This is a genomic window from Agromyces sp. ISL-38, from assembly GCF_018613935.1.
In the GTDB taxonomy this organism is placed as follows: Bacteria; Actinomycetota; Actinomycetes; order Actinomycetales; family Microbacteriaceae; genus Agromyces.
On record NZ_JAGGPF010000015.1, the window covers coordinates 88441 to 113994 of the forward strand.

Sequence of the window (25554 nt, forward strand, 5' to 3'; positions counted from 1 at the left end):
CTCCTCCTGCGACACTCCACACCGGCACTCAACACGGGTCGGCTCCGCCTCCGCGACCGGGCCGATGATAGCATTTGCTATATGAAGGAAGCGGCGGAGACCTCCGAGCGTCTGCGCGCTGATGCGCGCGCCGCAGACGAGCTTCACGAACGCTCCCGCACATTGCTCGTCGACGCTGTCCGCGCCGGCGCAGCGGCCGGGCTCTCCCAGCGTCAGATCGCGGCCGCCATCGGTCGCAGTCAACCCGAGGTCTCGCGGCTCTTGCGATTCCACGGCGGCTCGGAACTCGGGCGCAAGCTCACCCGGAACCGCAAGGCGATCCTCGAATTCGCCGCCAGTCGCGGGATCCGCAATGTCCGCGTGTTCGGCAGCGTCGCGCGGGGATCCGACCGTCCTGATTCCGACATCGACCTTTTGGTCGACCTCGCACCCGGAACGGGCCTGTTCGCGCTCGCCCGGCTGGAGAACGACCTCTCCGAGCTGCTGCACGCCAAGGTCGACGTCGTACCGGCCCGAACCCTCCGAGAGCACGTCTCCGAGCGAGTACTGGGCGAAGCGGTGCCGCTGTGAGCAGGACCGACGATGAGCTCGTCAGCGACCTGAGCATCATCCGCGACACGGTGGAACACGACCTTCCCGACTTCGAGGGCAAGCTCAGGCAGTCGATCTAGCGCCACGCTCCTCGGTGCCCGTCGTGGTGTGCCGTCTCGACGCGATGTGCAGAGCTGACCGGTGGATGCCGCTGTTCCCGCTACGCTGCACACCATGCCGCTCGCGACCGTGATCACCGCCGTGCTCGCGGTCGTCGCCGGTGCCGCGCTCGGCTGGTGGCCGCTCGCCGACTGGGCTCGACGGTCGATGCAGGGCGAGCGGATGCCGCAGCAGCTCACGGTGCGCATCGTCGCCGCCGCGACCGCCGCTGTGGTCTTCGGCGCGCTGGCGTTGCGCTTCGGCCCCACGTCGACGCTCGCGCCGCTGCTCGCATTCGCCGCCGCCACCACCGTGCTCTCGATCGTGGATCTCGCCGAGAAACGCCTGCCCAACGCGGTCGTGTTCCCCGCCCTCCTGGCCGTCGGAGTGCTGCTCGCTGCCGCAACGGTCGTGACGGGCGACTGGTTGTCCCCCGTCTTCGCCATTGCCGGGGCGGCGGCGATGTTCGCGGTCTACCTGCTGCTCGCGATCATCTCGCCGTCGTCGATGGGCATGGGCGACGTGAAGCTGGCGCTGCTCATCGGGTTGCTGCTCGGCTGGTTCGGGCTGACGGCATGGCTCGTCGGCCTGCTCGCCGCATTCGTTGTCGGCGGCGTGATCGCGCTGATCGCCTTGACTCTGCGCCGCGTGACGCTGAGCGGATCGATCCCGTTCGGACCGTCGATGCTCATGGGGGCGTTGCTGGCGGTGCTGTTCGTCGGGCCATGATCGGTGACAATCCGAAGGCCCGGAAACGGATGCCGCGCCCGTAGTCTGGCCCCAAAAGTGAGCATCCCCCGAAATGGGGCATGTGCCTCCGGATCGTTCCCCGATATCTTCAGGTACCTGCCGCATCCGATCCGGCAACCGCGCTACTCCTGTACCCGCAGGGGTGGCGCGGTGTTCCTGCTACCCGAAGGATTCAGAAAAATGTTCAAGACAATCGCACGCACTCAGTCCCTCATGAACTCCATCCGCCGCGAAGAAGACGGCGCCACCGCGGTGGAGTACGGACTTATGGTCTCGCTCATCGCCGTCGTGATCATCGCAGCCGTGACCGCCATCGGCGTCAACCTCGATCTCATCTTCGACGCCGTCGCCGCCGCGCTCTAAGCGTAGGCCACGATCGTCGACTCCGGCTCGGGGTCGTCTTCGGACGACCCCGCCTGCCGTCTCTCGAGGGAGCATTCTCATGATGCACAAGCGTCGAGGTGACGACCGAGGTGCTGCCGCGGTCGAATTCGCGCTCGTGCTGCCGCTGTTGCTGGTGTTGGTACTGGGCATCCTCGAGTTCGGCCGAGTGTTCAACATCCAGATCGCGCTCTCGAATGCAGCGCGCGAGGGTGCCAGGTACATGGCCGTGCATGACGATCCCGCTGCGGCTACCGGTGCCGCCATCGCCGCTGCCCTCATCGATCCCGAGATCAGCTCCGGACAGGTGAGCATCACCCCGTCAAGTTGTGACGGCCTCGAGGACGCTTCCGTCGAGGTCACGATCGACTACACGGTGGAGCTCATGACCGGCTGGTTCGGTGTTTCGTTGCCATTGGAAGGTAAAGGCGTGATGATATGTGGCGGTTGACCGGTCGATTCCGCTCTGAGCGTGGTGCGAGTGCTGTCCTCGTGGGCATCCTGCTCGTGCCCCTGATCGGCGGGGCGGCGATCACGGTCGACGTCGGCGCGCTGTACGCAGAACGTGCCCAGCTGCAGAACAGCGCGGACGCGGCCGCGCTGGCCGTCGCGGCAGACTGCGCGAAGGGCGGCTGCACCAACAACTTCGGCGTGGCGGCGCCCTACGTCGACGGGAATGCGAACGACGGCGCATCGACTCCCACCTCGATCACGTTTCCGAGCGCGACATCCGTGACGGTGGCGGTCGAGACGCTCGACGCGAACGCCGGCGACAACACCATCAAGCATCCGCTGGCGGCGGTGATCGGCTTCGACGCCACGACGGTCCATGCTCAGGCGACAGCGGAGTGGGGCGTACCAGTCGCGGGGAAGACGCTCAACCTGGCGATTGCGGAATGCGAGTTCGACCGGGCAACGCCGCAAGAGGGCTCCGAGAACCCCGTCAAGATGGTCATCGCGTGGCATGAGAACCAGCACAAGGACTGTCCCGGAACCAACCCCGAGGGCGGATTCGGTTGGCTCGTGGGCACCAACTGCGAGACGGTCTACGACCTTTCCGCCAGCGGAGAGCTCTGGGTCTCGGGTGAGACGGGTATCGTCGCGCAGTGCAATCTCAGCAACTACGTGGGTACGACGGTCCTGATCCCGATCTACTCCGACATCAGCGGTGTGGGCGCGAACACGAAGTTCCTCGTCACCGGGTTCGCAGCGTTCCACATCACCGGCTACAAGACGAGCCCGGGAAACCCGAAGAAGACCGCAACCGTCGATCAGACAGCCCCGATGTGCCTCGACAACAAGGGCAAGATCGACCCTTCGTGCGTGTTTATTCAGGGCTATTTCGAGAGGTACGTCTCCGTGGCGGAGTACTGGGAGCTCGGGACGAGCACCGGCGACTTCGACCTCGACGTTGTACACCTGATCGACTGATCCCCGCCTACCAACCGACCCTACGCAGTTGAGAACGACCAAGGCAAAGGAACCACCTGATGAAGACCCGGATCATCGGAGCTGTGCTGGCCCTCGTGCTGGCCATCATCGGCACCATCGTGCTCGTCGGCTACGTCCGCGGCGCGGACGCCCGCGCCGCTGACGGCGCGGAGTTCGTGAAGGTCTTCGTCGTCGACGAAGCGATTCCGAGGGGAACCGCGGGCGCTGCCGTGGGCGACTTCGTCTCGGAGAAGGAGCTCCCCGCGCTGTCGGTGCCGAAGGACCGGGTCACCGACCTGGCCGACCTCGAGGGGCTGGTCGCCACGGCGGCACTGCTGCCCGGCGAGCAACTGCTCGAGGCTCGCTTCGTGGATCCTGCCGTTCTCGCGGCACAAGGGGACGTCGAAGTACCCGAAGGGATGCAGGAGGTGACGGTCGCGCTCGACGTGCAGCGGGTCGTCGGCGGGGCCGTCCGGCCCGGCAGTACCGTCGGCATCGTCGTCACGAACAAGATGGAGCGGGGCGAGCCCACCGAAGAGGGCGCTGCGACGACGCTACCTGGAACGCGCTTCGTGCTCCACAAGGTGCTCGTCACCCGGGTGCAGGCGGGCGAGTCCTATTCCGCGAAAACCGATGAGAAGAGTGAGAGCAGCCCCGTCCAGGCCATCATGGTGACCCTCGCCCTGACCACTCCCGACGTGGAACGGGTCGTGTGGGCCCGCGAGATGCAGGAGGACAACGTCGCCGGCATCTGGCTCACCCTCGAACCGTCCAGCGCGAGCGAAGAAGGCTCCGAACTCGTAACCCCCGACAATATCCTCCCGTGACTCGCTACGCTCTGATCAGCAGAAGTGTCGAGTACGAGGCTCGGCTGGCCTCGCTGCTCGGCCCCGAGTTGACTGCGGTCCCAGGCCAGTACCTCACCTTCGGAACCGATGAGGTGCTCGAGCGGATCCCCGAGACCCCGCACATCGCCCTGCTCGGCCCGGTGCTGAACTACGAGGAGACCCGTCAGCTCGTCGGCGGCCTCACCGAGCGGTACCCCGAGGTCGGCATCATCGTGGTGCGAGAGCAGCGCGCCGATCTGGAGGACTGGGTCGATGGAATGCGACTGCACGCCGTCTTGGCTCCGGATGCCAGCGATGCGACCGCGCTCCGCCTCTTCGATCGATTGAAGGGCTGGCTCACCCAGGTCTACGGCACCGACACTGCAGCCGGAGACTGGGGCGGGTTCGCCGTCGAGGTCCCGGAGCCGGAGCCGGAGCGCGAATCGACGCCGTCGTTCGACGACCTCGCCGGGCTCGCCGTCGTCACGCCCATCGCGGTCAGACCGCCGTCCGCCGAACCGGCCGAGCCACCCGAACTCGAGTGGTTGTTCCCGGCCGCCCTACCTCAAGGCGCTCGGAGCGAGATCCTGGCCGTCGTCGCGCCGAAGGGTGGCCAAGGCAAGACGACGATCTCGATCAACCTCGCTGCCGCCCTCGCCGACGCCGCCCCGAACTCGGTGGTACTCGTGGACGCGGACGTGCAGTTCGGAGACATCGCGGCCGCTCTCGACCTGCACCCAGCGCACACGCTCGTCGACGCGGCGAGTGCCGCCGCCACCGGCGACGAACTCGTGCTCAAGACCTACCTGACCCGTCACGCTGACGGCTTCTACGTCGTGCCGGGTACTGCTTCACCTGAGCTCGGCGACGACCTCACCGCCCCGCAGCTCGGCGCCCTGCTTCGCAGCCTGGCGCAGATCTTCCGATACGTGATCGTCGACACCACCCCTGGTCTCGGCGAGCACACGCTCGCCGTCATCGAGAACGCCACGGACGCGGTCTTCGTGACCAATATGGGAGTTCCGAGCCTCCGCGCCATGCGGAAGGAGCTCGAACTGCTCCTGCAGATCGGGCTCCTCCCGAACAACAAGCATGTCGTGCTGAACTTCAGCGAGAAGCAGAGCGGTTTGTCCTTGCGAGACGCCGAGCGAATCGTCGGCGCGAAGATGAACGTCGTCGTTCCCCGCTCCAGTGCCGTGCTCCTTGCGAGCAATCGGGGTGTGCCGCTGTTGCACGCCGATGCTCGCGACGGTGCCGCCGTCGCCTTGCGCGATCTCGCACTTCGCATCGACCCCGCTGCGCACGCCCGGCGCAAGAGACCCAATAGAAGGGCGGTCGCAGAATGAAGCTCAACGAACGACTCGACGCCGCACGCGGAAATCGCCCCGGACGGTCCTCAGGGGCCGTTGACGAACCGGTCACGGTGAAACCGACGGTCGAACCCGATGACTCGCTGGAACTCATCACTTCGCCCGAGCAGGATGCCGACCGGGGTTCGTTCCTGGCGGTGCCGGAGCCCATCGTCGACCCGCTCGCCTCCTTCAAGGAGTCAGCCGCCCAAGATCTTTTCGCGCGCATCGGATCACGGCTGAACGACTCGTCGATGACGGAGGAGAAGCTTCACGCGCTCGCCCGCTCGGAGCTCGCCCAGGTCGTCGCCGCAGAGCAGATCCCGTTGACGCCGAGCGAGCGGGTTCGACTGATCGACGAGATCGCCGCCGATGTCCTCGGATATGGTCCACTCGAAACCCTGCTCGACGACGACTCGGTCACTGAGATCATGGTCAATCGCCACGATCAGGTCTACGTCGAGCGAGATGGCCGCATCTACGAATCGCACCTCCGGTTCACGAGCGAGGCGCAGCTTCGGCGGGTGATCGACCGAATCGTGTCCCGTGTCGGCCGCCGCATCGACGAGTCGTCGCCGCTCGTGGACGCGAGACTGGAAGACGGCTCACGTGTGAACGCCGTCATCCCACCGCTCGCCGTCAATGGTTCATCACTCACCGTGCGGAAGTTCGCGCGGACGCCGTACAAGGTCGACGACCTCATCGCGTTCGGGACGATGACTCGCGAGATGGCCACCGTCCTCGATGCCGCCGTCCGCGCGAAGCTCAACATCCTGGTCTCCGGTGGTACGGGCACGGGTAAGACGACCCTGCTCAATGTGCTCTCGGCTTTCATCCCCTCCACTGAGCGCATCATCACGATCGAGGACGCGGTCGAGCTGCAGCTGCAGCAGGATCATGTCGTGCGCCTCGAGTCACGACCGCCGAACATCGAGGGTCGCGGCGAGATCTCGATTCGCGACCTCGTGCGGAACTCCCTCCGTATGCGGCCCGATCGCATCGTCATCGGCGAGGTCCGTGGTGGCGAGAGCCTCGACATGTTGCAGGCGATGAACACCGGCCACGAAGGATCGATCTCCACGATCCACGCGAACTCGCCCCGCGACGCGATCGCGCGCATGGAGACGCTGGTCCTCATGGCAGGCATGGACCTGCCGCTCCGCGCCATCCGGGAGCAGGTGGCTTCGGCCATCGACATCATCATCCAGATCGGCCGGCTCAAGGACGGCACTCGGCGCGTGACGCACGTCACCGAGGTGCAGGGCATGGAGGGCGACATCGTGACCCTCCAGGATGCGTTCGCGTTCGACTATGCCGCGGGCATCGATGAGCACGGCCGGTTCCGCGGCCATGCGGCGCCGACCGGCGTGCGGCCGCGCTTCGCGGAGCACATGGCCGACCTCGGGATCACTATTCCGATGTCGGTCTTCCTGCCCGAATACCGGCCGATTCGGGAGTTCTGATGAACCCGACGTTCCTCTTCATCGGCATCGTCATGGCCTTGCTCGCGATGCTCGTCGTCGTGCTGTTCGTTCTGTTCCCCTCGACGCCACGGGTCAGCAAGTCGCGCCGAAGCGCGCCTGGCGAGCACGACGACTCGGCGCTCACAAAGCTGACCGATCGCACGACGGCGGCTATCGACGCCGCCACCCGCGGCCGGGACGGCAGCTTCGGATCCCATCGCCTCGAGCAGGCCGGCATCAAGATGCAGCCATCGGGGTTCATGCTGATGATCGTCTCCGCGGCAGCGGTCCTTGCCCTCGTCGCCACGGTGATCGCATTCGGATCGTTGTGGGCGATTCCGCTCGCCCTGGTGTTCGTTGCGCTCGCGCCGATCGGCGCAAAGATCCTCGTCGTATGGCGCACCAGCCAACGACGATCGACGTTCGGCTTCCAGCTCGATGACACGCTCCAGCTAATGTCCGGTGGGCTCCGGGCAGGGCACAGCCTCCTGCGTGCTATCGATGCGGTTTCGCACGAGACGGATGCCCCGACATCCGAGGAGTTCACCCGGGTGGTGAACGAGACGCGGCTCGGCCGCGATCTCGGTGATGCCCTCGCCATCACCGCGGATCGCATGCAGAGCGATGACTTCATGTGGGTAGCGCAGGCGATCGCCATCAATCGGGAAGCCGGCGGAAACCTGTCGGAGGTGCTCGACCAGGTGGCCAGCACCATTCGAGAGCGGAACCAGATTCGACGGCAGGTGAGCGCGCTCAGTGCGGAAGGCCGCCTGTCGGGCATCATCCTCATCGTGCTGCCGATCGGCGTGTTCTTCTTCCTCCTCTGGACGCAGCCCAGTTACTTCGAGCCCCTTTTGACGAATCCCATCGGCATCATCGCTCTGATCTTCGCCGTGATCCTCTTGATCGTGGGGTCGATCTGGATGTTCCTGACCGTTCGAGTGAAGTTCTAGGCAGCCTCTCATGACCCCATTCATCGGAATCATCGCCGCGGCGCTCACGGCCGTCGGAATCGGCCTGCTCGTCGGTATCCTCGTCGGTTGGAGGTCGCCGAAGGCGGTGGAGGGCGGCGTCGATGACGCCACCATGGAGGGCGAGCTCGTCCAACGCTCGACGTTCTCCGAGAGCCTCGTGGCCGCCGCCCCGAAGGGCTATGTGGGGTGGATCGACCGGCAGATCCTCTGGGCGGGTCGTCCCATCGGATGGACGGTCACCAAGATCTTCACCTGGAAGATCATCCTCGCCGCGGTGGCGATCCTGCTCGGGGTGCTCTTCATCTCCGGCGATCCGCAGCCCATGCGCTTCCTGCTTTCGACCGGCGCCGCCGCCCTCGCCTTCTTCGCGGCCGATGTCCTCATCAACAGTCGCGCACACGACCGGCAGGGTGCAATCCAGCGGTCGCTTCCCGACACGCTCGACCAGATGACGATCGCCGTCGAGGCGGGGCTCGGCTTCGACGCGGCGATGGCCAAGGCCGGCCAGAACGGCCGGGGTCCGCTGGCCGAAGAGCTGATCAGAACCCTGCAGGACATGAGCATCGGCCGGACGCGCCGGGATGCCTACCTCGCGCTCGAGCAGCGCACCAACAGCGAGGATCTCCGCCGTTTCGTGCGAGCGGTGCAGCAGGCCGACAGCTACGGTGTCGCCGTGGCGGATGTGCTGAGGGTGCAGGCGGGCGAGATGCGGATCAAGCGCCGGCAACGCGCCGAGGAGCAGGCGATGAAGGTTCCGGTGAAGATCGTGTTCCCGCTCGTGTTCTGCATCCTCCCCGTCCTATTCATCGTGATCATGACCCCCGCCGTGATCGGCCTGATGCGGGCGTTCAGCTGACATCGCGTCATCCGTCGCTCGACCGGTCCTGTCTCATAGGCTCGGACTGAGCGGCGGGGGGCATGATGAAGGAAACGGTCGACGCGGGGGCAGAGCCCCATCTGGCAACGTTTGAGCGCTGGCGGCCCGACGTGCTCGGCGAGCGGTTCGAGCAGCTCACCCTTCCGCTCGGCACCGACGATGAGGGAGAGGTCGTCGCGACCCTCGTGCGGCATCGGCCGCAGTTCTGGTCGAGGTTCCTTCGCGGCGCGGCGCGGCATCCGGAGCCGACGTGCTCTTCGTGCACGGCTGGAGCGGCTACTTCTTCAACCGCGAGCTCGCCGCGTTCTGGTCGAACGCCGGGGCCCGGTTCTTCGCGCTCGACCTGCGCAAGTACGGTCGCAGCCTGCGCCCGTGGCAGGCGCCCGGCTACATCGGCGGCCCATCATCCTGATCTGAGTGGCAGCGGCATCCGCTCGCTGAGTGACCCAGTTCCGCAGGAGGTACCGAATTCGGTCACTCCAGCGGAACGCTGGCCTCCGCTGCGGAGCGGTGGCTGCAGGCGGAGAGCTGCGCAGTGGTGGCTGCGGCGGAGAGTGGGGAGCAGGCTGCGGCTGTGGAGAATCCGCCGCTCAGCGGAAGTTCACGAACTGCAGCGCGACGTCGAGGTCTTTGCCCTTCAGGAGCGCCATCGTCGCCTGCAGGTCGTCGCGGCTCTTCGATGAGACGCGGAGCTCGTCGCCCTGGATCTGGCTCTTCACGCTCTTCGGTGCCTCGTCGCGGATGATCTTGTTGATCTTCTTCGCATTCTCGGAGTCGATGCCGGCCTTCATCGTCGTCTCGATGCGGTACTCCTTGCCCGAGGCGAAGGGCTCGCCGGCGTCGAGCGAACGCAGCGAGATGCCGCGCTTGATGAGCTTCGCCTCGTATACCTCGAGGATCGCCTTCGCACGCTCTTCGCTGTTCGCCTTGATCAGCACCTTGTCGCCGGACTGCTCGATCGACGCGCCCACGTTCTTGAAGTCGTAGCGCTGCGCGACCTCTTTCTGCGCCTGGTGGAGCGCGTTGTCGGCCTCCATCTGGTCGACCTTGGAAACGATGTCGAACGTTGAATCTGCCATGCCGCCAAGTGTAACGACGAGCGGATGCCGCGCGCAGGGCCTGCACGCGGCATCCGCTCGCCGCCCGCCTCAGCGCAACCAGACCGTGGTCGCCGGCGGCAATACGTCGCCCTCGATCGGGCTGCTCGCGAGCAGCACTTCGCCGTGCGGAAGCCGCGCGGCCGTCGAGCCGAAGTTCGTGAACGACCGCCATCCGCCGGGTCGCTCGAACGCGAGCACGGAGGCCGCGCCGCTCTCGAGCCACGTGAGCGACTCATCGTCCTGCAGGTCGCGACGCAGCCACAGCGCCCGTCGGTACAGGTTCAGCGTCGAGCCGGGGTCGGTATCCTCTGCCTCGACCGAGAACTCGCCGAACCACACCGGCTGCGGCAAGTGCGCGCTGCCGTCGCCGAAGCCGAACGAGGAGCCCGTCGTCGTCCACGGCAGCGGCACACGGCATCCGTCGCGACCGACCTCGACACCGGCGTTGCGGAAGAAGGTGGGGTCCTGGCGGTCGTGGTCGGGGATCTCGGCGACTTCTGGGAGACCGAGCTCCTCGCCTTGGTAGAGGTAGGCGCTGCCGGGAAGGGCGAGCATGAGCAGCGATGCTGCGCGGGCGCGGCGGAGGCCGAGCGACGCGTCGAGCGCGGGCACGATCCCCCCGGAAAGCAGCCACGCGGCGCCGACCTCGCCATCGGCGCCGCCCCCTGCGGGCAAGCCGTACCGGGTTGCGTGCCGCACCACGTCGTGGTTCGAGAACACCCACGTGTTCGACGAGCCCGTCTCGCGAACCGCGGCGAGGTTGTCGGCGATGATCGCCCGGAACGCGTCGGCGTCGAAGTCGGCGCGAAGCAGGTCGAAGTTGAACGCCTGCCCGAGGCTGTCCGCCCGCGCGTAGCGGTGGCGTCGGCTCGGCGCGACCCACGCCTCTGCGACCGCGATGCGCGGCGGGTCGTACTCGTCGAAGACCGCGCGCCACTCGGCGTAGATCTCGCTGAGCTCCTCGCGGTCCCACAGCGGGTGCTTGCCGTCGGCGGCGAGCAGCCGGTCGGCGAGCTCGGCTCGAGACGGCAGCGGGTGGGTGAGGTCCTTCGCGAGGCCGTGGGCGACATCGACACGGAAGCCGTCGACGCCGCGGTCCGACCAGAACCTGAGGGTCGTGAGGAAGTCCTCGCGCACCTCGGGGTTGGCCCAGTTGAAGTCGGGCTGCTCGGGAGCGAACAGGTGCAGGTAGAACTGCCCGTCGCCCACTGGATGCCACGCCGGGCCGCCGAACATCCCCTCCCAGTCGCTGGGCGGCTGGTCGCCGTCGGGGCCGATACCGTCACGGAAGATGTAGCGGTCGCGCGCGGCGGAGCCCGCCGGCGACGCGAGCGCCTCGCGGAACCACTCGTGCCGGTCGGAGGAGTGGTTCGGCACGATGTCGACGATGAGCCGGATGCCGGCGGCATGGAGCGCCGCGACCATCTCGTCGAAATCGGCGAGCGTGCCGAGCTTCGGATCGACGTCGCGGTAGTCATCGACGTCATAGCCGCCGTCGGCGAGGGCCGACGGGTAGAACGGCGAGAGCCACACCGCGTCGATGCCGAGCGCGGCGAGGTATGGGATTCGTGAGGTGATTCCCGGAAGGTCGCCGATGCCGTCGCCGTTCGAGTCCGCGAAGCTCCGCGGATAGATCTGGTAGACGGCGGCCTGGCGCCACCAGTCCGGATCCTTCGCGAGGATCGTCTCGGTTTCGGCTTGGGAGGTGAACGTCACAGGGTTCCTTTCTGAAGGGCGGTCGGATGCCGCGGGCCGGCGCTCCCGGCGGAGGGCCGGCCCGCGGCATCCGTCACTTGATCGAGCCTCGCATCACGCCGGAGATGACCCAGCGTTGCGCGAACACGTAGATGAGCAGCAGCGGCGCCATCGCCATGAGGTACGAGGCGAACGCCACCGTGTAATCGGTGTTGAACTGCCCTTGGAAGATGTACTGCGCCAGGGGCAGCGTGCGGGCGGCGGGGTCGGAGAGCACGACGAGCGGCAGGATGAAGTCGTTCCACGCCCAGACGCACGTGAGGATGCCGACCGTCGCGTTCATCGGCGCGAGCAGCGGGAAGATCACCGACCAGAACACCCGCCACGTGCTGGCCCCGTCGACGCGCGCCGCCTCCTCGAGCTCGATCGGGATCGAGCGGATGTAGGCGGTGTAGATGAACACGTTCAGCGACAGCCCGAACACCGTGTAGAGGATGATCAGCCCGGTCTGGTTGTCGAGCCCGAGCAGCGACGTCTGCTTCACGAGCGGCAGCATGATGATCGGGAACGGGATGAACAGCGCCGCGAGCAGGTAGAAGAACACGCCCTTGAAGAACGGCCGGTGGATGTTCCGGGCGATCGCGTAGGAGACGATCGAGTTCGAGAGCAGCGTGAGCAGCACCGCGCCCACGGTGATGAACGCCGTGTTCGCGAGCGCCTGCGGGAAGTTCGTGCGTTCCCAAGCCTCGCCGAAGTTCGCCCAGGCCCACGTCGTCGGCAGTTCGAACCCGGTGCCGCCTGCGAGCTCATCGGGCGTCTTCAGGGAGACGACGACGGCGAGGTAGAGCGGGATCAGCACGGTGATCGAGCACACGGCGATGAGCGCGGTGGCCCACCAGTTGATCTTGCGGGTGTCGAGGTCCTCGGCGCGGCGGCGCCGACGACGGGCCGCAGGACCCTCGGCGGTGTCGATCTCGTCGTCGAGGGCGATCATGCCCGCGGTCGTGGTGGAGCTGGGTGCTGTGGTCGTCATCAGAAATCGGCCTCTCTGCGCTGAAGGACCCGGAATTGGAGGAGCGAGACCACCGTGATCACGATCACGAAGATCACCGCGTTCGCGGTCTGGTAGCCGAACTCGCCGCCCTGGAAGCCGCCCCGGTAGATGAGCAGCGTGATGGACTCGGTCGCGGTGCCGGGGCCGCCGTTCGTCAGCGCGACGACGTGGTCGAACACTTGGAGGAATCCCTTGAGGCTCAGCACCATGTTGATCGTGAAGAACGCGCTGATGAGCGGGAACGTGATGCGCCTGAACTGCCGCCACGCGCCCGCGCCGTCGAGAGATGCCGCCTCGTACAGCTCGCCCGGGATGGTCTGCAGGCCCGCGAGGTAGATGATGATCGAGAAGGCGCTCGCCTGCCAGACGGCCAGCGCGACGATCGCGACCCACGCCCAGTCGGGGTTGGACAGGATGTTGTCGGCGAGCACCGGGATCGAGGGCAAGAGCTTCGGCAGCGAGTTCGAGAAGAAGAACTGGAACACGTAGCCGACCACCAGGATCGCGAGCACGTACGGCACGAAGTAGATGCCGCGGAACGTGTTGCGTGCCACGATCTTCGCGTTCAGGCCGAGCGCGATCGCGAGCGAGATCACGTTGGTGAGGATCGTCGCGACGATGGCGAATCCGAAGCTGAACCCGTAGGCCCTGAGGGCCCGGTCGTCCTGGAACAGGTTCACGTAGTTCGAGACGCCGATGAAGTCCCACGTGCCGTAGCCCGCGTAGTTCGTGAAGCTGAAGAACACTCCGATGAGCACCGGCAGGGTATGGAAGAACGCGAAGAGCACGATGGCCGGGACGACCATCCAGTAGTAGGCCGGAACGGCTCGTCCGAGCGCCTTTCGCCTCGCGCTGCCGGCGCCGTCGTAAACGCCCTTGCGTGTCCTGCGGCCCGTGACTTCGGGAATGGTGGTGGTTGCCATGATCAGTCTCCGCTCACGGTCGTGCGTGCGGCGACCTTGCGCCACTCGTTGTCGAGGGTGGCGAGCGCGCCGTCGGCGTCGCCGTCGAAGAGGAACTCCTGCACCGTCGGGATCAGCGGCACGGCCGGCGGGATCTGGTGGTCGATGAATCCCGTGATGCGCCCCTCGTCGATGAACGGCTGGAGTTCGGCGAGCGCCGGGTTCTCGCTCGGCTGTGCGTCGACGTGTGCCGAGAACATGTTCTGGGATGCCGCGAACTCGTCCATCACGTTCGCCTGGAACAGGTACGCGACGAACCGCTTCGCCGCCTCCAGTTTGTCGGTGTCGCGGCCGATGGTGACCGTGACGTCGACGCCCGAGACCAGCTTGCGGGCGTCGGGATCGTCCGTCGGGTACGGGAAGATGCCGGCGTTGAAGTCGGGGTTCGCGTCGAGGATCGGCGCGAGTGCCCAGACGCCCTGCAGGTACATCGCCGACTCACCGTTGGCGAACGCGGGATTGCCGTCATCGTAACCGCGGCCGCGATACCCGTCCTGCGCGAACGAGTACAGCTCCTGCAGCCGGTCGAGCGTGCCGCCGAAGTCCTTCTGGAACGAGACTTCGGAGTCCGGCCCGACTTCAGCGCCCTCGGCGCGGAGGTCGTCGAAGAAGCCGCCCTCGGCCGCGTAGGCGCCGAGCCCGTTGAACGCCGGCATCGTCGTCCACCCGTCGGTGAGGGTGCCGTAGAAGGGGGTGATGCCCGCAGCCTGCAGCTTCTCGCAGACGTCGATCAGCTCGCCCCACGTGGTGGGCACCTCGAGCCCCTGCTCGGCGAAGATGTCGCGGTTGTAGATGATGCCGTCGGCGTTCGAGACGTAGCCGAGCGAGTTCACCTCGTCGCCGTGGAACGTGCCGAGCTCAGCGAGGATCTCCTGTACCGCGGGGTTGATGTCGTCGAGGATGGGGTCGCCCGTGAAGTCGTGGAAGACGCCGGCCTTGGCGAGCTGGCCGAAGTTGCCCGACGCGTTCAGCGTGATCACGTCGGGGGTCTTGTTCTTCACGAGCAGCGTGCGGATCGCCGTGTCGGCGTCGGGCACCTGGTTCTGCACGACCCTGATGTCGGGGTTCTCGGCCTCGAAGTCGGCGATGATCTCGTCGAAGTCGGCGAGCGCCTCGCCCTTGAACTGGAAGAAGTCGAGGGTCACGACGTCGCCGTCGCCGGTGCTCCCGCAGCCGGCGAGCAGGAGGCCGCCGAGGGCGACGGATGCCGCGACGAGCGTTCGCCGTCGCTTCGCGCGTCGCCTCCGGTGGCTGTTCGGGCGGGTGGTGTCGTCCGTCATGTTGCGCCTCCTTGCGCTCGAGGTGGTGTCGGTGGCCAGTGGCCGGGTGCCGGTGGTCGGTGATGCGAGTGGTGCCGGTCAGGCGTCGCTGTCGTCCGGAACGGGGGTGCCGAGTTCAAGCAGCACGAGCTGGGCCGGGAAGAGCACAGGGGCCTGGAGCCCTGCGGTCGCGAGCTGACGGCCGGTGAGCGTGATCGGCTGCCGGGCCCACGCGAGCGGCGACTGGCCGGGCCCGGCGTCGACGCTTCCGGCGATGATGCGCAGCGTGTAGCGCCGGTCGGGGTCGAGCCCGGGGAGGGTGAATCGGCCGGGCGGGTACGTCACGCTCGTCGACACCTGGGTGAAGGTGAAGAGTGCGGATGCCCCGTCGGCGGCCACGACACCGCGCACGTCGCTCGTGGCATCCGCAGTGTCGCCGTGCACGAGCGCGCCCGAGTGGATGAGCGCGCGGTGCCGCTTGTGGAGTTCCACCCAGCGGGAGATCGCCGCGAGACCCTCGGCGTCGAGCCCGGCGAGGTCCCATTCGATGCCGAGGTGGCCGAAGAAGGCGATGCCGGCGCTGAAGTCGAGCGAGACCGAGCGCTGCGTCGAGTGCACGTCGGGGCTCGTGAGGTGCGCGCCCATCATCTCGGTCGGCACGAGGAGGCTCGTGTAGCGCTGGATCTGCAGGCGCTCGATCGGGTCGAGGGTGTCGCTCGTCCAGATGCGGTCGGTGTGGTCGAGGATGCCGAGGTCGACGCGCGCGCCGCCCGACGCGCACGACTCGACCTCGAGCTCGGGGTGGCGCTGCTTGAGCGCCGCGAGCAGCCGATAGAGCGCCGCGACGTTGTCGTGAACGCGTGCGCGGCCCGTGTCGGCGGCGCCGGCCTCGAGCAGGTCGCGGTTGTGATCCCACTTGAGGTAGGCGATGTCGTACTCGTTGAGGAGCGAGTCGAGCCGCTCGAGCAGGTACGACCACGCGTCGGGGTGCGCGAGGTCGAGCCCGTACTGCTGCCGGGCGGGAATCGGCAGCTCGTCGCGGCCGCGCAGGATCCAGTCGGGGTGCTCGCGAGCGAGCTCGCTGTCGAGGTTGATCATCTCGGGCTCGACCCAGAGGCCGAACTCCATGCCGAGACCCTGCACCTTCTCGATGAGCGGACCGAGACCCGAGGGCCACACGGTCTCGTCGACGAACCAGTCGCCGAGGCCTGCGGTGTCGTCGCGTCGGCCGCGGAACCAGCCGTCGTCGAGCACGAAGCGTTCGACTCCGACGGATGCCGCGAGCTCGGCGAGCTCGCCGAGCTTGCCGAGGTCGTGGTCGAAGTACACGGCCTCCCAGGTGTTGAGGGTCACCGGGCGGGCCCGCCGCGGATGCCGCGGGCGGGCACGCAACTCGTCGTGGAATCGCTTCGACAGCTCGTTGAGCCCGTCGCCCCACGAGCCGATCGCCCAGGGCGTCGTGTAGGTCTCATCCTCGGCGAGCAGGATCTCGCCGGGGCCGAGGAGCTCTCCCGCACTGAAGAAGGACTCGGCGGTCGGCGTGCGCTCGGCGAGCAACCGGTGGTTGCCGCTCCAGGCGGTGTGCACGGCATAGACGAGGCCGCGCTCGAATCCGAAGCCGGAGCGGCCTGCGGCGAGGAGGAGGCTCGCGTCGGAGCCGGGCCTGCCGCGCCGGCTCTCGCGCACGTGGCCGCCGATCGTGAAGGCATGCCGCTGCGGCGACCGCTCGCGAAGGTGCCGGCCCGTCGTGTCGAAGAGCTCGTCGAGATCGTGCGGCAGCGGGAAGGTCGGCGCGAGCGCGAGGAGCGAATAGGGCTCGGGCGAGCGGTTCGTGAGGGAGATCCGCTGGCGGAGGAGGCCGGCGGGCGTGACCTCGACGGTGATCGTCGCCTCGAGGCCGGCTGCGGCATCCGTGGCGGTGATCTCCGCGGTTCCGGATGCCTCGTCGACCTCGATCGCGGTGGTCTCGAGCTTGGTCGAGAACGAGCGGCCGTCGCGATGGCCGCTGAGCCCCGGGGTCGCGAGCCAGCCCGACGACTCCTGCGGGATGAGCGTGAGCGGGGCGGGCTGGTCGAGCCCACCCGAGACTCGTTGGGGCAGTGCGGCTACGCCGAGCGCCGCGAGCTCGGACTCGGCGAGATCACCCTGGTCGGCCCCCCAGTAGACGATCGCGGGGAGCGGCGAATGCCGGTCGTCGAGAATGACGCTCGTGCCTCCATTGCGCAGGTGGAAGAGCCCAGTGGTGCTGCCTTGCATGAGTTATTTCTACGACAGAAATAAACCGGCTGTCAAGACAGTGTTTACAGGCGTCCGCCGGGCGAAGACCGCCGCTGCGCCGCTCGGTTCATGTCACAATGAAACGAAATAGGCCAACGATGACCCGCCGAAAGAGAACCCGATGACGGATGCCACGACCACCGAGGCGAGCCGTTCCGCGCGCGAGCTCGCGCGTGAGGTGCTCATCCACGGCCCCATCTCGCGCGCGGAACTCGGACGACGCCTCGGCCTCTCGCCCGCGAGCCTCACGCGGCTCAGCAAGCCGTTCCTCGATCTCGGGCTCTTCGTCGAAGGCGCCGAGGAGCAGAAGGGCGCGATCGGGCGCCCGGCGAAGCCGCTCGACGTGCGCGTCGAGGCGCGACGGTTCATCGGCATCAAGGTCACGGGCGACGACGTCCTCGGCGTGGCCACCGACCTCCGGGCCACCGCGCAGGCGCGGGCCGCGCGTGCGCTCGGTGGGCACGACGTAGCCGCTGTGGTCCAGGCGATCGCCGCCGTCGTGCGCGAGGTCGCCGCGGCATCCGGAGCCGGCGACCTGACCGACGTCGCCGGCGTCGGCCTGAGCATCGGCGGCAACGTGGCCGGGCGGCGCATCGTGAAGCGGGCGCCGTTCCTCGAGTGGCGCGACGTGCCGCTCGCCGACCTCCTCGAGCGTGAGCTCGGCGGAGTGCCGGTCACCGTCGAGAACGACGTCACCGCGCTCACCACCGCCGAGCAGTGGTTCGGTGCGGGGCGTGGCGTGCCGGACTTCGCCGTCGTCACGATCGGCGCAGGCGTCGGCTACGGCCTCGTCATGCACGATCGCGTCATCGTCACACCCGACTCGGGGCTCGGCCTCGGCGGCCACCTGCCGCTCGACGCGAGCGGCCCGCTCTGCTACGACGGGCACCGCGGATGCGCCACCGCGATGCTCTCCAGCCCCAGCATCTGCGCCCAGCTCGGCATCGCCCTCGGCCGTGAGGTCACGTATGACGAGGTGCTCGAGCTCGCGGAGTCGGGGCATCCGCTCGCCGTCTCGATCACGACGGCCGCCGGCCGGGCGCTCGGCCGCATGCTCGCGTACATCGCGAATCTCGCGATGGTCGACACGATCGTGCTCTCGGGCGAGGGCATCGGGCTGTGGCGGGTCGCCGAGGGTGCCGCTCGCGAGGCGCTCGCCGCCGACCGCGACCCCGAGGCCTCACGACTGCAGTTGCACGTCGACGACGCGGGGTTCGTGTCGTGGGCTCGCGGTGCCGCGGCGATCGCGATCGAGGACGCGTTCGCGACATTGCGGCTCAGCGCCTGACGCCCGCTCCTCTCGAGCCGCTACTGCGTGGGTCGTGCCGTGCTCGAGCGCACCCGCAACTCGTAGGGCAGTGGAGTCGCGGCGGGCGCAGGGGCATCCGCTTCGGGCTCGAGCTGCTCCATGAGGATCTCGACGGCCTTCTCGCCCTGCAGGCGCGGGAACTGCGCCACGGTCGAGAGGCCGAAGAAGTCGGAGAGGTCGTAGTCGTCGATGCCGATGATCGAGACGTCGCGCGGCACCACGAGGCCGAGGTCGCGGGCCGCCAGGATCGAGCCGATGGCCATCTCATCGGATGCCGCGAAGATCGCCGTCGGCCGGTCGTGTGGCACCCCGAGCAGCTGCTTGGCGGCGTGGTAGCCGCCGCGGATCGTGAAGTCGGCGGGCGCGAACAGGCGCTGGTCGACCTCGATGCCCGCGTCGCGCAGCGCCGCCTCGTACCCGATGCGCCGGTTCGTCGGCAGGTGGAAGTCGAGGTCGAACTCGAGGTCGCCGCCGATGTGGGCGATGCGCGAGTGGTCGAGGCCGATGAGGTGCTCGGTCGCGAGGCGGGCCACGGCCACGTCGTCGATCGTGAGCGTGCGCACGCCGGGGATCGGCCCGCCGACGCCGACGAGCGGCTTGCCCAGATCGTGCAGGCGGGTGACCTCGCGCTCCGTGAGCTCGAGTGACACGGCGATGACCGCGTCGACCCGCTGTCGCATGAGGAAGTGCTCGAACACGCTCGCGCGCTCACGGCCGTCGCCCGAGAGGTTGTAGAGGGTGAGGTCGTAGCCGCTCCGGAGGAGCGACTGCTGGGCGCCCTCGAGCACTGACGAGAAGAACCATCGGTTGAGGAACGGAATGACCACGCCGATGTTGCGCGTGCGACCCGACGCGAGGCTCGACGCATTCGACGACACCACGTAGCCGAGCCGGGCGGCGGCCTCCTCGACTTTCGCCTTCGCCGTGGGCGACACGTGTCCGCGGCCGCTGAGCGCACGCGAGACCGTCGCGGTGGACACGCCCGCGAGCTTCGCCACCTCTTCGATGCCGGCCATGTGCTCCTCGCCCTCGGTTTCCCGCGCGATTCCCGCGTTCGGGCCCCGCTCGAATCCTAGCGGCGGGGCGCGCCGCTGATCTCTGGCGCACCGAATCGAAGTCTGCCAGCATGAACGCATGTCGAAGCGCCGCAGGGGAATCGCCGCAATGATCGCGGCCACCTTGGTCGTGTTCGCCGCAATAGGCACCGCCGCACCCGCGGCCGCTGCCGCTGCCGGGCCGGCGGCACTCGCGGCGACCGGCGCCGACGTGATGCCGTGGCTCATCGCGGGCGGCGTCGCGTTGCTGGCGGGCCTCGCCGCGGTGCTGGTCGGCGTCGTACGGCGACGGCGAAGCTGACCTGAGCGGGGCGATGCACCCGCGGTTTTCCGCCGACATCGAGGAAGAACTTCGACCGACGATTGCCGCGCCACGCGGTGCAAGCGTTGCCCCGCTGCGTTTTCGTGCTGTAGAAAGGCATGCGTCAGGGCTTGCACCGGGGGCGGCTTGCCCGCCGTCGCCATCGAAGGGAAGCACCGTGATGAAGTGGGTCAAGGGCATCGGCATTGCCCTGGTCGTGGTCTTCGCCCTGTTCTACATGATCTCCCGACCTGAGGATGCCGCGAACGCCGTGCAAGGCGCCGTCGGCGCGGTCTGGACGGCTACCGACGCGATGGGCCGGTTCTTCTCCTCGCTCGCGACATGAGCGTCTTGAGGTTGTTCGAATTCGACCCCCGGGTCGAGCGGCACCTCATCGCAGACGAGGGCGAAGTCATCATCGACGAGGTGCGCAAGCACTGGGCGGCAATCGTCGGTCCCATGCTCGAGCTCGCCGCCGCAGTGCCGTTCCTGCTGATCATGTTCTGGGTGCCTGCCGAGGCCCGGTGGGTTCCACTGGTGATCGCCTTCGGGCTGGCCGGCCACGCGACGTGGCGGATCCTCCAGGCCCGAATGGACCGTTTCGTGATCACCAACATGCGAGTGTTCCGCGTGCACGGCATCCTGTCGCAGCACATCGCCACGATGCCGATCGCGCGAATCCTCGACATCTCGGTTCGAAAGCCGATGGTCGGCCGCATCTTCGGCTACGGCCACTTCGTGTTCGAGTCCGCAGCCCAAGACCAGGGGCTTCGCGAGATCCGGTATGTCGGCTCGCCCGACGAGCGTGGCAGCTCCATCCAGCGGGTCATCCAGCGCTCGGGCCTGCGCGGGGCGGTCCGCCAGTCCAAGGCCGACCATGCAGGCCCACCCGACGGAAGCTGGCGCCGCGCATCCGCTCGCTGGCGCTGATTTCTCGCCACGCCTCTCGACGGGTATCCTTGACTGGCCCCCGGTCGTGTGCAGAACGTGGTCGGGTGCGACGGCGAGTTACCCAAGCGGCCAAAGGGATCTGACTGTAAATCAGACTGCTCAGCATTCGGGGGTTCGAATCCCTCACTCGCCACGTGAAAAGCCCCGGTCCTCGACCGGGGCTTTCGTGATTCTGGCGCACCTCGGCACCTCGGCCGCGCCGCCGGAGCCTGCCGGTCAGCGAGTCGGGCCGTCGTGAGCGGCGGCCACTCGGCGGGCCGCATCAGGGTGCGGCACCGTTCGATAGGTGTGCACGGATGCCGCTGCGAGCCAGGCCCATCCGACGAGCACGGTGAGCCACAGCGACGCCACACCGGCGGGCCCTGCCGACAGCGCCGCGCCGCCGAAGAACCCGAGGATGATCACGGCGCCGGCCACGCGGCATCCGATCGCCCACCCTCGCTCGCCGAGGCGAGCGCTGCGGCTGCCGTAGGCGATCGCCGCGATGCCGAGCGTGACGAATCCCACGGCGCCAAAGGCGAAGTGCAGGAGGCCCGACACGCCGAGCGTGGTCGCCATCTCCGAGCCGGCTGGGAAGCCGGCCATCGGGTCGGGCGGGAAGATGCCGCTGCCCACGAGGCACACGCCGTAGACGGCGACGAGCCAGCCGGTGACCCGGGGCCGGTCGGGCGCCCTCAGGAATCCGACGGCGGCGGCGATGACCATGAGACCCGAGAGGATCAGGTTCGTCATCTGGACCCAGCCCATGTCGCCTTGCATGAGCAGGCTGAGCGGATGCCGCGTCAGGTCGAAACCCGGATTGAAGGGCACCTGCACGAGGCTCACGATCAGGTAGAACGGGCCGACGACGACACCCCAGCCGAGGAGTGAGCGCGTCACGGCGGCTGCGCCGTCGAAGCCCTCGCGGCGATTGGCGCCGGTGGCGCGAGCTGCGCCGGGTGTTGCGGACATGACCGACCTCCGATTCATGAACTGCACTGATGCGTGTATTATTGCACGCGCGAGTGCAGTAGTACACTGGTGAGTAAAAGAAATCGAGGAACAGCGCATGCAAGTCCCGGTCTCGACCGACCCGCGCATCGAGCGATCGCGCGCCGTGATCCTCGAGGCGGCGGCGGCGCACTTCCTCCGGCGGGGGTTCATCGCCGCGAACGTCGACGAGATCGCCGCAGAGGCGCGGGTCTCGAAGCGCACCGTGTACAACATCTTCGGCGGCAAGGAGCAGCTCTTCCGGGAGATCATCGGCAACGCCATCGACACCGCAGAGCGCTTCTCGACCGACATCGCCGTGGAGCTCGGCGAGGCCGCCGATCCCGAGGGGGCGCTTCGCGACATCGGCGTGCGGCTCGCGAGCCTCGTATTCGGCGGGCGCGTCGTGCCCCTCAGGCGGTTGCTCATCGGCGAGACCGCGCGATTTCCAGAGCTCGCGGCCGACTACTACGATCGCGCCCCGGGCCGGGTCATGCGCACCATCGCACAGGCGCTCGAGCGATTCCGTGAGCGCGGCGTGCTCGACTTCCACGACGCCGACGAGGCGGCCGAGCACTTCGCGTTCCTGGTCATGGGAGCGCCGCTCGATCGGGCGATGTTCCTCGAGGAGCAGTCCGACCTCTCGGAGATCGAGCGCCGTGCCGAGCGCGGCGTCGACGTGTTCCTCCGCGCGTATGTCGGCGCGAGACGGGCGCGCGTGTGAGGCCGGTGCGTGCGGCGTAGCGTGAGGGGATGACCCTGCACGAGACATCCGACGCATCCGCCAACGCCGCCCTGCTCGAGCTCACTCGCAGCATCGCGATGCGCGCTGCCGAGTTCGCGCTCGACGCGCGGACCGCCGGCGTGAGCGTGGCGGCGACGAAGTCGACGCCGACCGACATCGTCACGGCGGTCGACCGCGACACCGAGGCGCTGATCCGCTCGCTCGTGCTCGAGGCTCGGCCCGACGACGGCATCCTCGGCGAGGAGGGCGTGACCCACGTCGGCACGAGCGGCCTGAACTGGGTCGTCGACCCGATCGACGGCACGGTCAACTTCCTCTACGACATTCCCGCGTGGTCGGTGAGCATCGCCGTCGTCGACGGGCCGGCCGATCCCGGCAGCTGGAGCGCGCTCGCCGGCGTCGTGGTGAACCCCGTCTCGGGCGAGATCTTCGAGGCGAGCGCCGGCGGGGGAGCACGCCTCGACGGGCGAACGCTGCAGGTGAACGCGGATGTCTCGCTCGGACAGTCGCTCGTCGGTACCGGGTTCTCCTACTCCGCCGAGCGGCGGCGCGCCCAAGCCGAGGTGCTCCTCGAGTTGCTCCCGCGGGTGCGCGACATCCGCCGCATCGGATCAGCCGCCCTCGACCTCTGCGGGGTCGCCGCCGGGCGGCTCGACGCCTTCTACGAGCGCGGCCTGAACCCGTGGGATCACGCGGCCGGCGCCCTCATCGCGCGTGAGGCCGGCGCTCACATCGGCGGCCCGCGGGGCGGTGCCGAGAGCATCGAACTCCTGATCGCAGCCGCCCCCGGGCTCTACAACGAGCTCGCGTCGGCGCTCATCGAAGCGGGTCTCGACGCGTGATTCCGCGGCGCATTCCGCGCCGTGATGCGGATGGCCCCGCTCTCAGCGCGGGTGGCTGCTGGAAATCTCCGTTCGCCTTGGCAAGGTCGTGGTCAGCGGGTAGTCTTTACCAATCCGTTATCTCGACGTGATGTCGCGATGAACACCTCCGAGATCCCCCGCTCGCCCCCTATGCCGAAGGTCCTTCACACGTGCTCGAGTCCCCCCTCGTGCCCGACGATTCAACGCCAGGCACTCAGGCTTCTCCGCGGCCCGAGCGACCCCTGACCCGGCGTGAACTCCGGGAGCGCGAAGCGGCTGAGGCTCGGCAGGCAGCGGGCAACAGCGGCATCGAGTCGGTCGCCGAGGCGGGCGCTCTCCCTTCGGCCGGTGCCGTTCGCGACGCCGGCCTCAACGCCGGCCCCCCTGCACCGCAGCCGAACTTCGATGCCGGTGCAGGCGCACCGCAGCCGAGCTTCGATGAGCTCTTCGGAATCACTGCCGGCGCACCGGCCGAAGCCGCCTCGACACCGCGGGCCGACCGGCGAGCGGATGCCTCGAGCCATCCGGGCTTCGAGCTCCCGTCCCGCCGCACTACTGCTCCCGCCCCCGCACGGTTCTCCCAGGCCGAGCCGGCCGACTCTCGAGTCGACCCGGACTCGGCCTTCGCTGTTTCCCGATCCGGAGCCGATCGCGCGTCAGAGGCGAACGCCTTCGACTCGCTGTTCGGCGGGCTCGGCGACGACGTCGTCGATGAGGCCGATTCGGCGAACACCGAGGCGAGGAGCGGCCGCAAGGCGCGCGCCTCCAAGCCGACCCGTGCGGAACGCAAGGCCGAAAAGGCCGCCCGAGCCGCCGGACCGCGTCGCAGTGGCGCGCCGACCACGCCGGTCACACCTCCGACCTCTGCCGCGCGTCCGTTCGTGCCGCCCGCGGTGCCGACGCCCGCCGCGCGTCCGTTCGTGCCGCCCGCGGTGCCGACTCCGGCCGCGCACGAGGTCGCCGCGAACGTGGCGGCTGCGGCATCCGCCGGCATCTCCGCAACCGTCACCGGCTCTGCCGGTGTGCAGTCGGCCGGTCAGGCGTCGCCGGGCCGATTCGACTCGCTCGACATCTTCGCGATGAGTTCGCCAGAACCTTCGCCGACGTCGGCAGCCGCGATGCCGTCGGAGGCCCTGATGCCGGCCGTCGACGCCGGGCGCGCTTCGCACCGCGAAGCGACCGCGCTGCTCGAGGCCGAGTCGCGTCGGCGTTCGTCATCCTCGTCTTCGTCCGGTTCCGGGCGCCGAACCAACGATCACGCGACGCGCGGTCATGCGCCGCGAGACCCCCGGTCGAACCACACCGGCATCCCGTCGACCCGCAACACCCGCCCGGCGCGTTCCACGACAGCGGCCGCTGCGACCACACCGCGGAGGCGCCGCGGAGGCGCCCGTGTCGCGAGCGTCGTCGCGATGAGCTTCGCCGCGCTGCTCGCCGTCGCGACATCCGTGCCGTCGCTCTCGCTGCTCACTCCCGCCGACGTGCAGGCCATGGCCCTCGAGAGCGCGGCGACGACCGACGGGCCCGACGCCCAGCGCGTCGAGATCACGGGCGGCGCGCTCGCGCAGAGCGTCGACCGTGAGGGCTACAAGGCCCAGTCGATCGAGGAGTACGCCAAGGCCGCCGGCATTCGCGCCGAGGCGACGTTCACCAACAACCCCGCAGGCACCATCCAATGGCCGTTCGCCGTCGGCGTGCACATCGGCGACCGCTTCGGCTACCGCGACTGCTACGGCTGCTCGACCAACCACGGCGGCCAGGACTTCAACCCGGGCCTCGGCGCCGAGATCCAGGCCATCGCCGACGGCACCGTGGCCGTCGCCGAGAACGGCGGCGGCTCACTGGGCGTCGTGATGATGATCGACCACATGATCGACGGGCAGCTCGTGACGAGCGTCTACGCGCACATGGAGTACGACTCCATGCGCTTCAACGTCGGCGACCAGGTGAAGGTCGGCGACATCATCGGCACCACGGGTGACACCGGCATGTCCACCGGTCCTCACCTGCACTTCGAGATCCGCCTCGGCGGCGTCGACGGCACGAAGATCGACCCGCTCATCTGGCTCTACGAGAACACGAACTGACGCCTCGACCTCGGCGGTGTTCACCGCAGCCAGCCGGCCTGGCGGCCGCCCGGTGGCGCTCACCTCAGCCGGCCGATGTCTCACGGCCGCGTGCGGCGCTGGCTGCCGCACTGACCGCACTCGCCCCCGCGCGCGGGCGCTGGCCGCCGCACTGACCGCACTCGCCCCCGCGCGCGGGCGCTGGC

At 68.3% G+C, this 25554-nt stretch carries 25 protein-coding genes, 1 tRNA gene and 1 pseudogene; 19 read left to right on the forward strand and 8 right to left on the reverse strand.

The features are described 5' to 3' along the window. Positions 1-81: 81 nt before the first annotated feature. The 11 genes and pseudogenes from J7E25_RS16730 to J7E25_RS18035 all read left to right on the forward strand — a co-directional run. Positions 82-570 (forward strand): nucleotidyltransferase family protein, encoded by a 489-nt coding sequence (locus J7E25_RS16730; protein WP_214871298.1) that lies wholly within the window; start codon positions 82-84, stop codon positions 568-570. Positions 571-765: 195 nt separating this feature from the next. Further along, entirely contained in the window at positions 766-1419 is a 654-nt protein-coding gene (locus tag J7E25_RS16735) for a prepilin peptidase (RefSeq protein WP_214871299.1), read from the forward strand. Between the two features lie 201 nt (positions 1420-1620). Further along, positions 1621-1803: a Flp family type IVb pilin gene (locus J7E25_RS16740; protein ID WP_214871300.1), complete on the forward strand. Its 183-nt coding sequence runs from the start codon at positions 1621-1623 to the stop codon at positions 1801-1803. A gap of 79 nt (positions 1804-1882) precedes the next feature. Further along, a complete protein-coding gene (locus tag J7E25_RS16745) occupies positions 1883-2272 on the forward strand; it encodes a TadE/TadG family type IV pilus assembly protein (RefSeq protein ID WP_251039194.1) in 390 nt (129 codons plus the stop codon). Further along, positions 2260-3252, forward strand: a complete 993-nt coding sequence (locus tag J7E25_RS16750; RefSeq protein ID WP_214871301.1) for a TadE/TadG family type IV pilus assembly protein — start codon at positions 2260-2262, stop codon at positions 3250-3252. Before J7E25_RS16745 ends, J7E25_RS16750 begins: the two co-directional genes overlap by 13 nt. 59 nt (positions 3253-3311) lie before the next feature. Then, entirely contained in the window at positions 3312-4079 is a 768-nt protein-coding gene (locus J7E25_RS16755) for a Flp pilus assembly protein CpaB (RefSeq protein ID WP_214871302.1), read from the forward strand. Further along, the gene (locus J7E25_RS16760) at positions 4076-5425 is read left to right on the forward strand and encodes an AAA family ATPase (RefSeq protein WP_214871303.1); all 1350 of its coding nucleotides are present in this window, start codon (positions 4076-4078) and stop codon (positions 5423-5425) included. The genes J7E25_RS16755 and J7E25_RS16760 overlap by 4 nt, the downstream gene beginning before the upstream one ends. Further along, positions 5422-6891 (forward strand): CpaF family protein, encoded by a 1470-nt coding sequence (locus J7E25_RS16765; protein ID WP_214871304.1) that lies wholly within the window; start codon positions 5422-5424, stop codon positions 6889-6891. Before J7E25_RS16760 ends, J7E25_RS16765 begins: the two co-directional genes overlap by 4 nt. After that, positions 6891-7844, forward strand: a complete 954-nt coding sequence (locus J7E25_RS16770) for a type II secretion system F family protein (RefSeq protein WP_251039195.1) — start codon at positions 6891-6893, stop codon at positions 7842-7844. Before J7E25_RS16765 ends, J7E25_RS16770 begins: the two co-directional genes overlap by 1 nt. 10 nt (positions 7845-7854) lie before the next feature. Then, positions 7855-8721 (forward strand): type II secretion system F family protein, encoded by an 867-nt coding sequence (locus J7E25_RS16775; RefSeq protein ID WP_214871305.1) that lies wholly within the window; start codon positions 7855-7857, stop codon positions 8719-8721. 65 nt (positions 8722-8786) lie between these two features. Next, positions 8787-9136, forward strand: a pseudogene (locus J7E25_RS18035) (alpha/beta hydrolase); the annotation flags it as partial. A 196-nt stretch (positions 9137-9332) separates the two neighbouring features. Here J7E25_RS18035 and J7E25_RS16785 read toward each other — a convergent pair. The 6 genes from J7E25_RS16785 to J7E25_RS16810 form a co-directional block, all read right to left on the reverse strand. Then, entirely contained in the window at positions 9333-9821 is a 489-nt protein-coding gene (locus tag J7E25_RS16785) for a YajQ family cyclic di-GMP-binding protein (RefSeq protein ID WP_129519294.1), read from the reverse strand. A 69-nt stretch (positions 9822-9890) separates the two neighbouring features. Then, positions 9891-11558, reverse strand: a complete 1668-nt coding sequence (locus J7E25_RS16790; protein WP_214871307.1) for a glycoside hydrolase family 13 protein — start codon at positions 11556-11558, stop codon at positions 9891-9893. 73 nt (positions 11559-11631) lie between these two features. Beyond that, the gene (locus J7E25_RS16795) at positions 11632-12531 is read right to left on the reverse strand and encodes a carbohydrate ABC transporter permease (protein ID WP_214871330.1); all 900 of its coding nucleotides are present in this window, start codon (positions 12529-12531) and stop codon (positions 11632-11634) included. Between the two features lie 38 nt (positions 12532-12569). After that, positions 12570-13514, reverse strand: a complete 945-nt coding sequence (locus J7E25_RS16800; RefSeq protein WP_251039197.1) for a carbohydrate ABC transporter permease — start codon at positions 13512-13514, stop codon at positions 12570-12572. 2 nt (positions 13515-13516) lie between these two features. Further along, the gene (locus J7E25_RS16805) at positions 13517-14833 is read right to left on the reverse strand and encodes an ABC transporter substrate-binding protein (RefSeq protein WP_214871308.1); all 1317 of its coding nucleotides are present in this window, start codon (positions 14831-14833) and stop codon (positions 13517-13519) included. Positions 14834-14911: 78 nt separating this feature from the next. Further along, positions 14912-17068 carry an alpha-galactosidase gene (locus J7E25_RS16810; RefSeq protein ID WP_214871309.1) on the reverse strand — a complete coding sequence of 719 codons (2157 nt, stop codon included), beginning with the start codon at positions 17066-17068 and terminating at the stop codon, positions 14912-14914. 142 nt (positions 17069-17210) lie between these two features. Here J7E25_RS16810 and J7E25_RS16815 point away from each other — a divergent pair, with 142 nt between their 5' ends. Then, positions 17211-18377 carry an ROK family transcriptional regulator gene (locus J7E25_RS16815; protein WP_214871310.1) on the forward strand — a complete coding sequence of 389 codons (1167 nt, stop codon included), beginning with the start codon at positions 17211-17213 and terminating at the stop codon, positions 18375-18377. Positions 18378-18397: 20 nt separating this feature from the next. Here J7E25_RS16815 and J7E25_RS16820 read toward each other — a convergent pair whose 3' ends face one another. Beyond that, positions 18398-19414: a LacI family DNA-binding transcriptional regulator gene (locus J7E25_RS16820; RefSeq protein WP_214871311.1), complete on the reverse strand. Its 1017-nt coding sequence runs from the start codon at positions 19412-19414 to the stop codon at positions 18398-18400. A gap of 118 nt (positions 19415-19532) precedes the next feature. Here J7E25_RS16820 and J7E25_RS16825 point away from each other — a divergent pair, with 118 nt between their 5' ends. The 4 genes from J7E25_RS16825 (at position 19533) to J7E25_RS16840 (ending at position 20838) form a co-directional block, all read left to right on the forward strand. Next, a complete protein-coding gene (locus J7E25_RS16825) occupies positions 19533-19754 on the forward strand; it encodes an LPXTG cell wall anchor domain-containing protein (RefSeq protein WP_214871312.1) in 222 nt (73 codons plus the stop codon). Positions 19755-19932: 178 nt separating this feature from the next. Further along, entirely contained in the window at positions 19933-20100 is a 168-nt protein-coding gene (locus tag J7E25_RS16830; RefSeq protein ID WP_214871332.1) for a hypothetical protein, read from the forward strand. 11 nt (positions 20101-20111) lie between these two features. Next, positions 20112-20684, forward strand: a complete 573-nt coding sequence (locus J7E25_RS16835) for a PH domain-containing protein (RefSeq protein WP_214871313.1) — start codon at positions 20112-20114, stop codon at positions 20682-20684. Positions 20685-20756: 72 nt separating this feature from the next. Then, positions 20757-20838: transfer RNA gene (locus tag J7E25_RS16840), tRNA-Tyr, on the forward strand. Positions 20839-20921: 83 nt separating this feature from the next. Here J7E25_RS16840 and J7E25_RS16845 read toward each other — a convergent pair. Then, complete coding sequence (locus J7E25_RS16845) at positions 20922-21656, reverse strand: DUF998 domain-containing protein (protein ID WP_214871314.1); 735 nt, start codon at positions 21654-21656, stop codon at positions 20922-20924. Between the two features lie 97 nt (positions 21657-21753). On the opposite strand from J7E25_RS16845, the gene J7E25_RS16850 reads away from it, so the two are divergent. The 3 genes from J7E25_RS16850 to J7E25_RS18390 all read left to right on the forward strand — a co-directional run bounded on the left by J7E25_RS16850 (position 21754) and on the right by J7E25_RS18390 (position 25369). Next, positions 21754-22398: a TetR/AcrR family transcriptional regulator gene (locus J7E25_RS16850; protein WP_214871315.1), complete on the forward strand. Its 645-nt coding sequence runs from the start codon at positions 21754-21756 to the stop codon at positions 22396-22398. Positions 22399-22427: 29 nt separating this feature from the next. Then, positions 22428-23261, forward strand: coding sequence for an inositol monophosphatase family protein (locus J7E25_RS16855; RefSeq protein WP_214871316.1), 834 nt, complete (start codon positions 22428-22430; stop codon positions 23259-23261). 191 nt (positions 23262-23452) lie between these two features. Then, entirely contained in the window at positions 23453-25369 is a 1917-nt protein-coding gene (locus J7E25_RS18390; RefSeq protein WP_214871317.1) for a peptidoglycan DD-metalloendopeptidase family protein, read from the forward strand. The last annotated feature ends 185 nt before the right edge of the window (positions 25370-25554 follow it).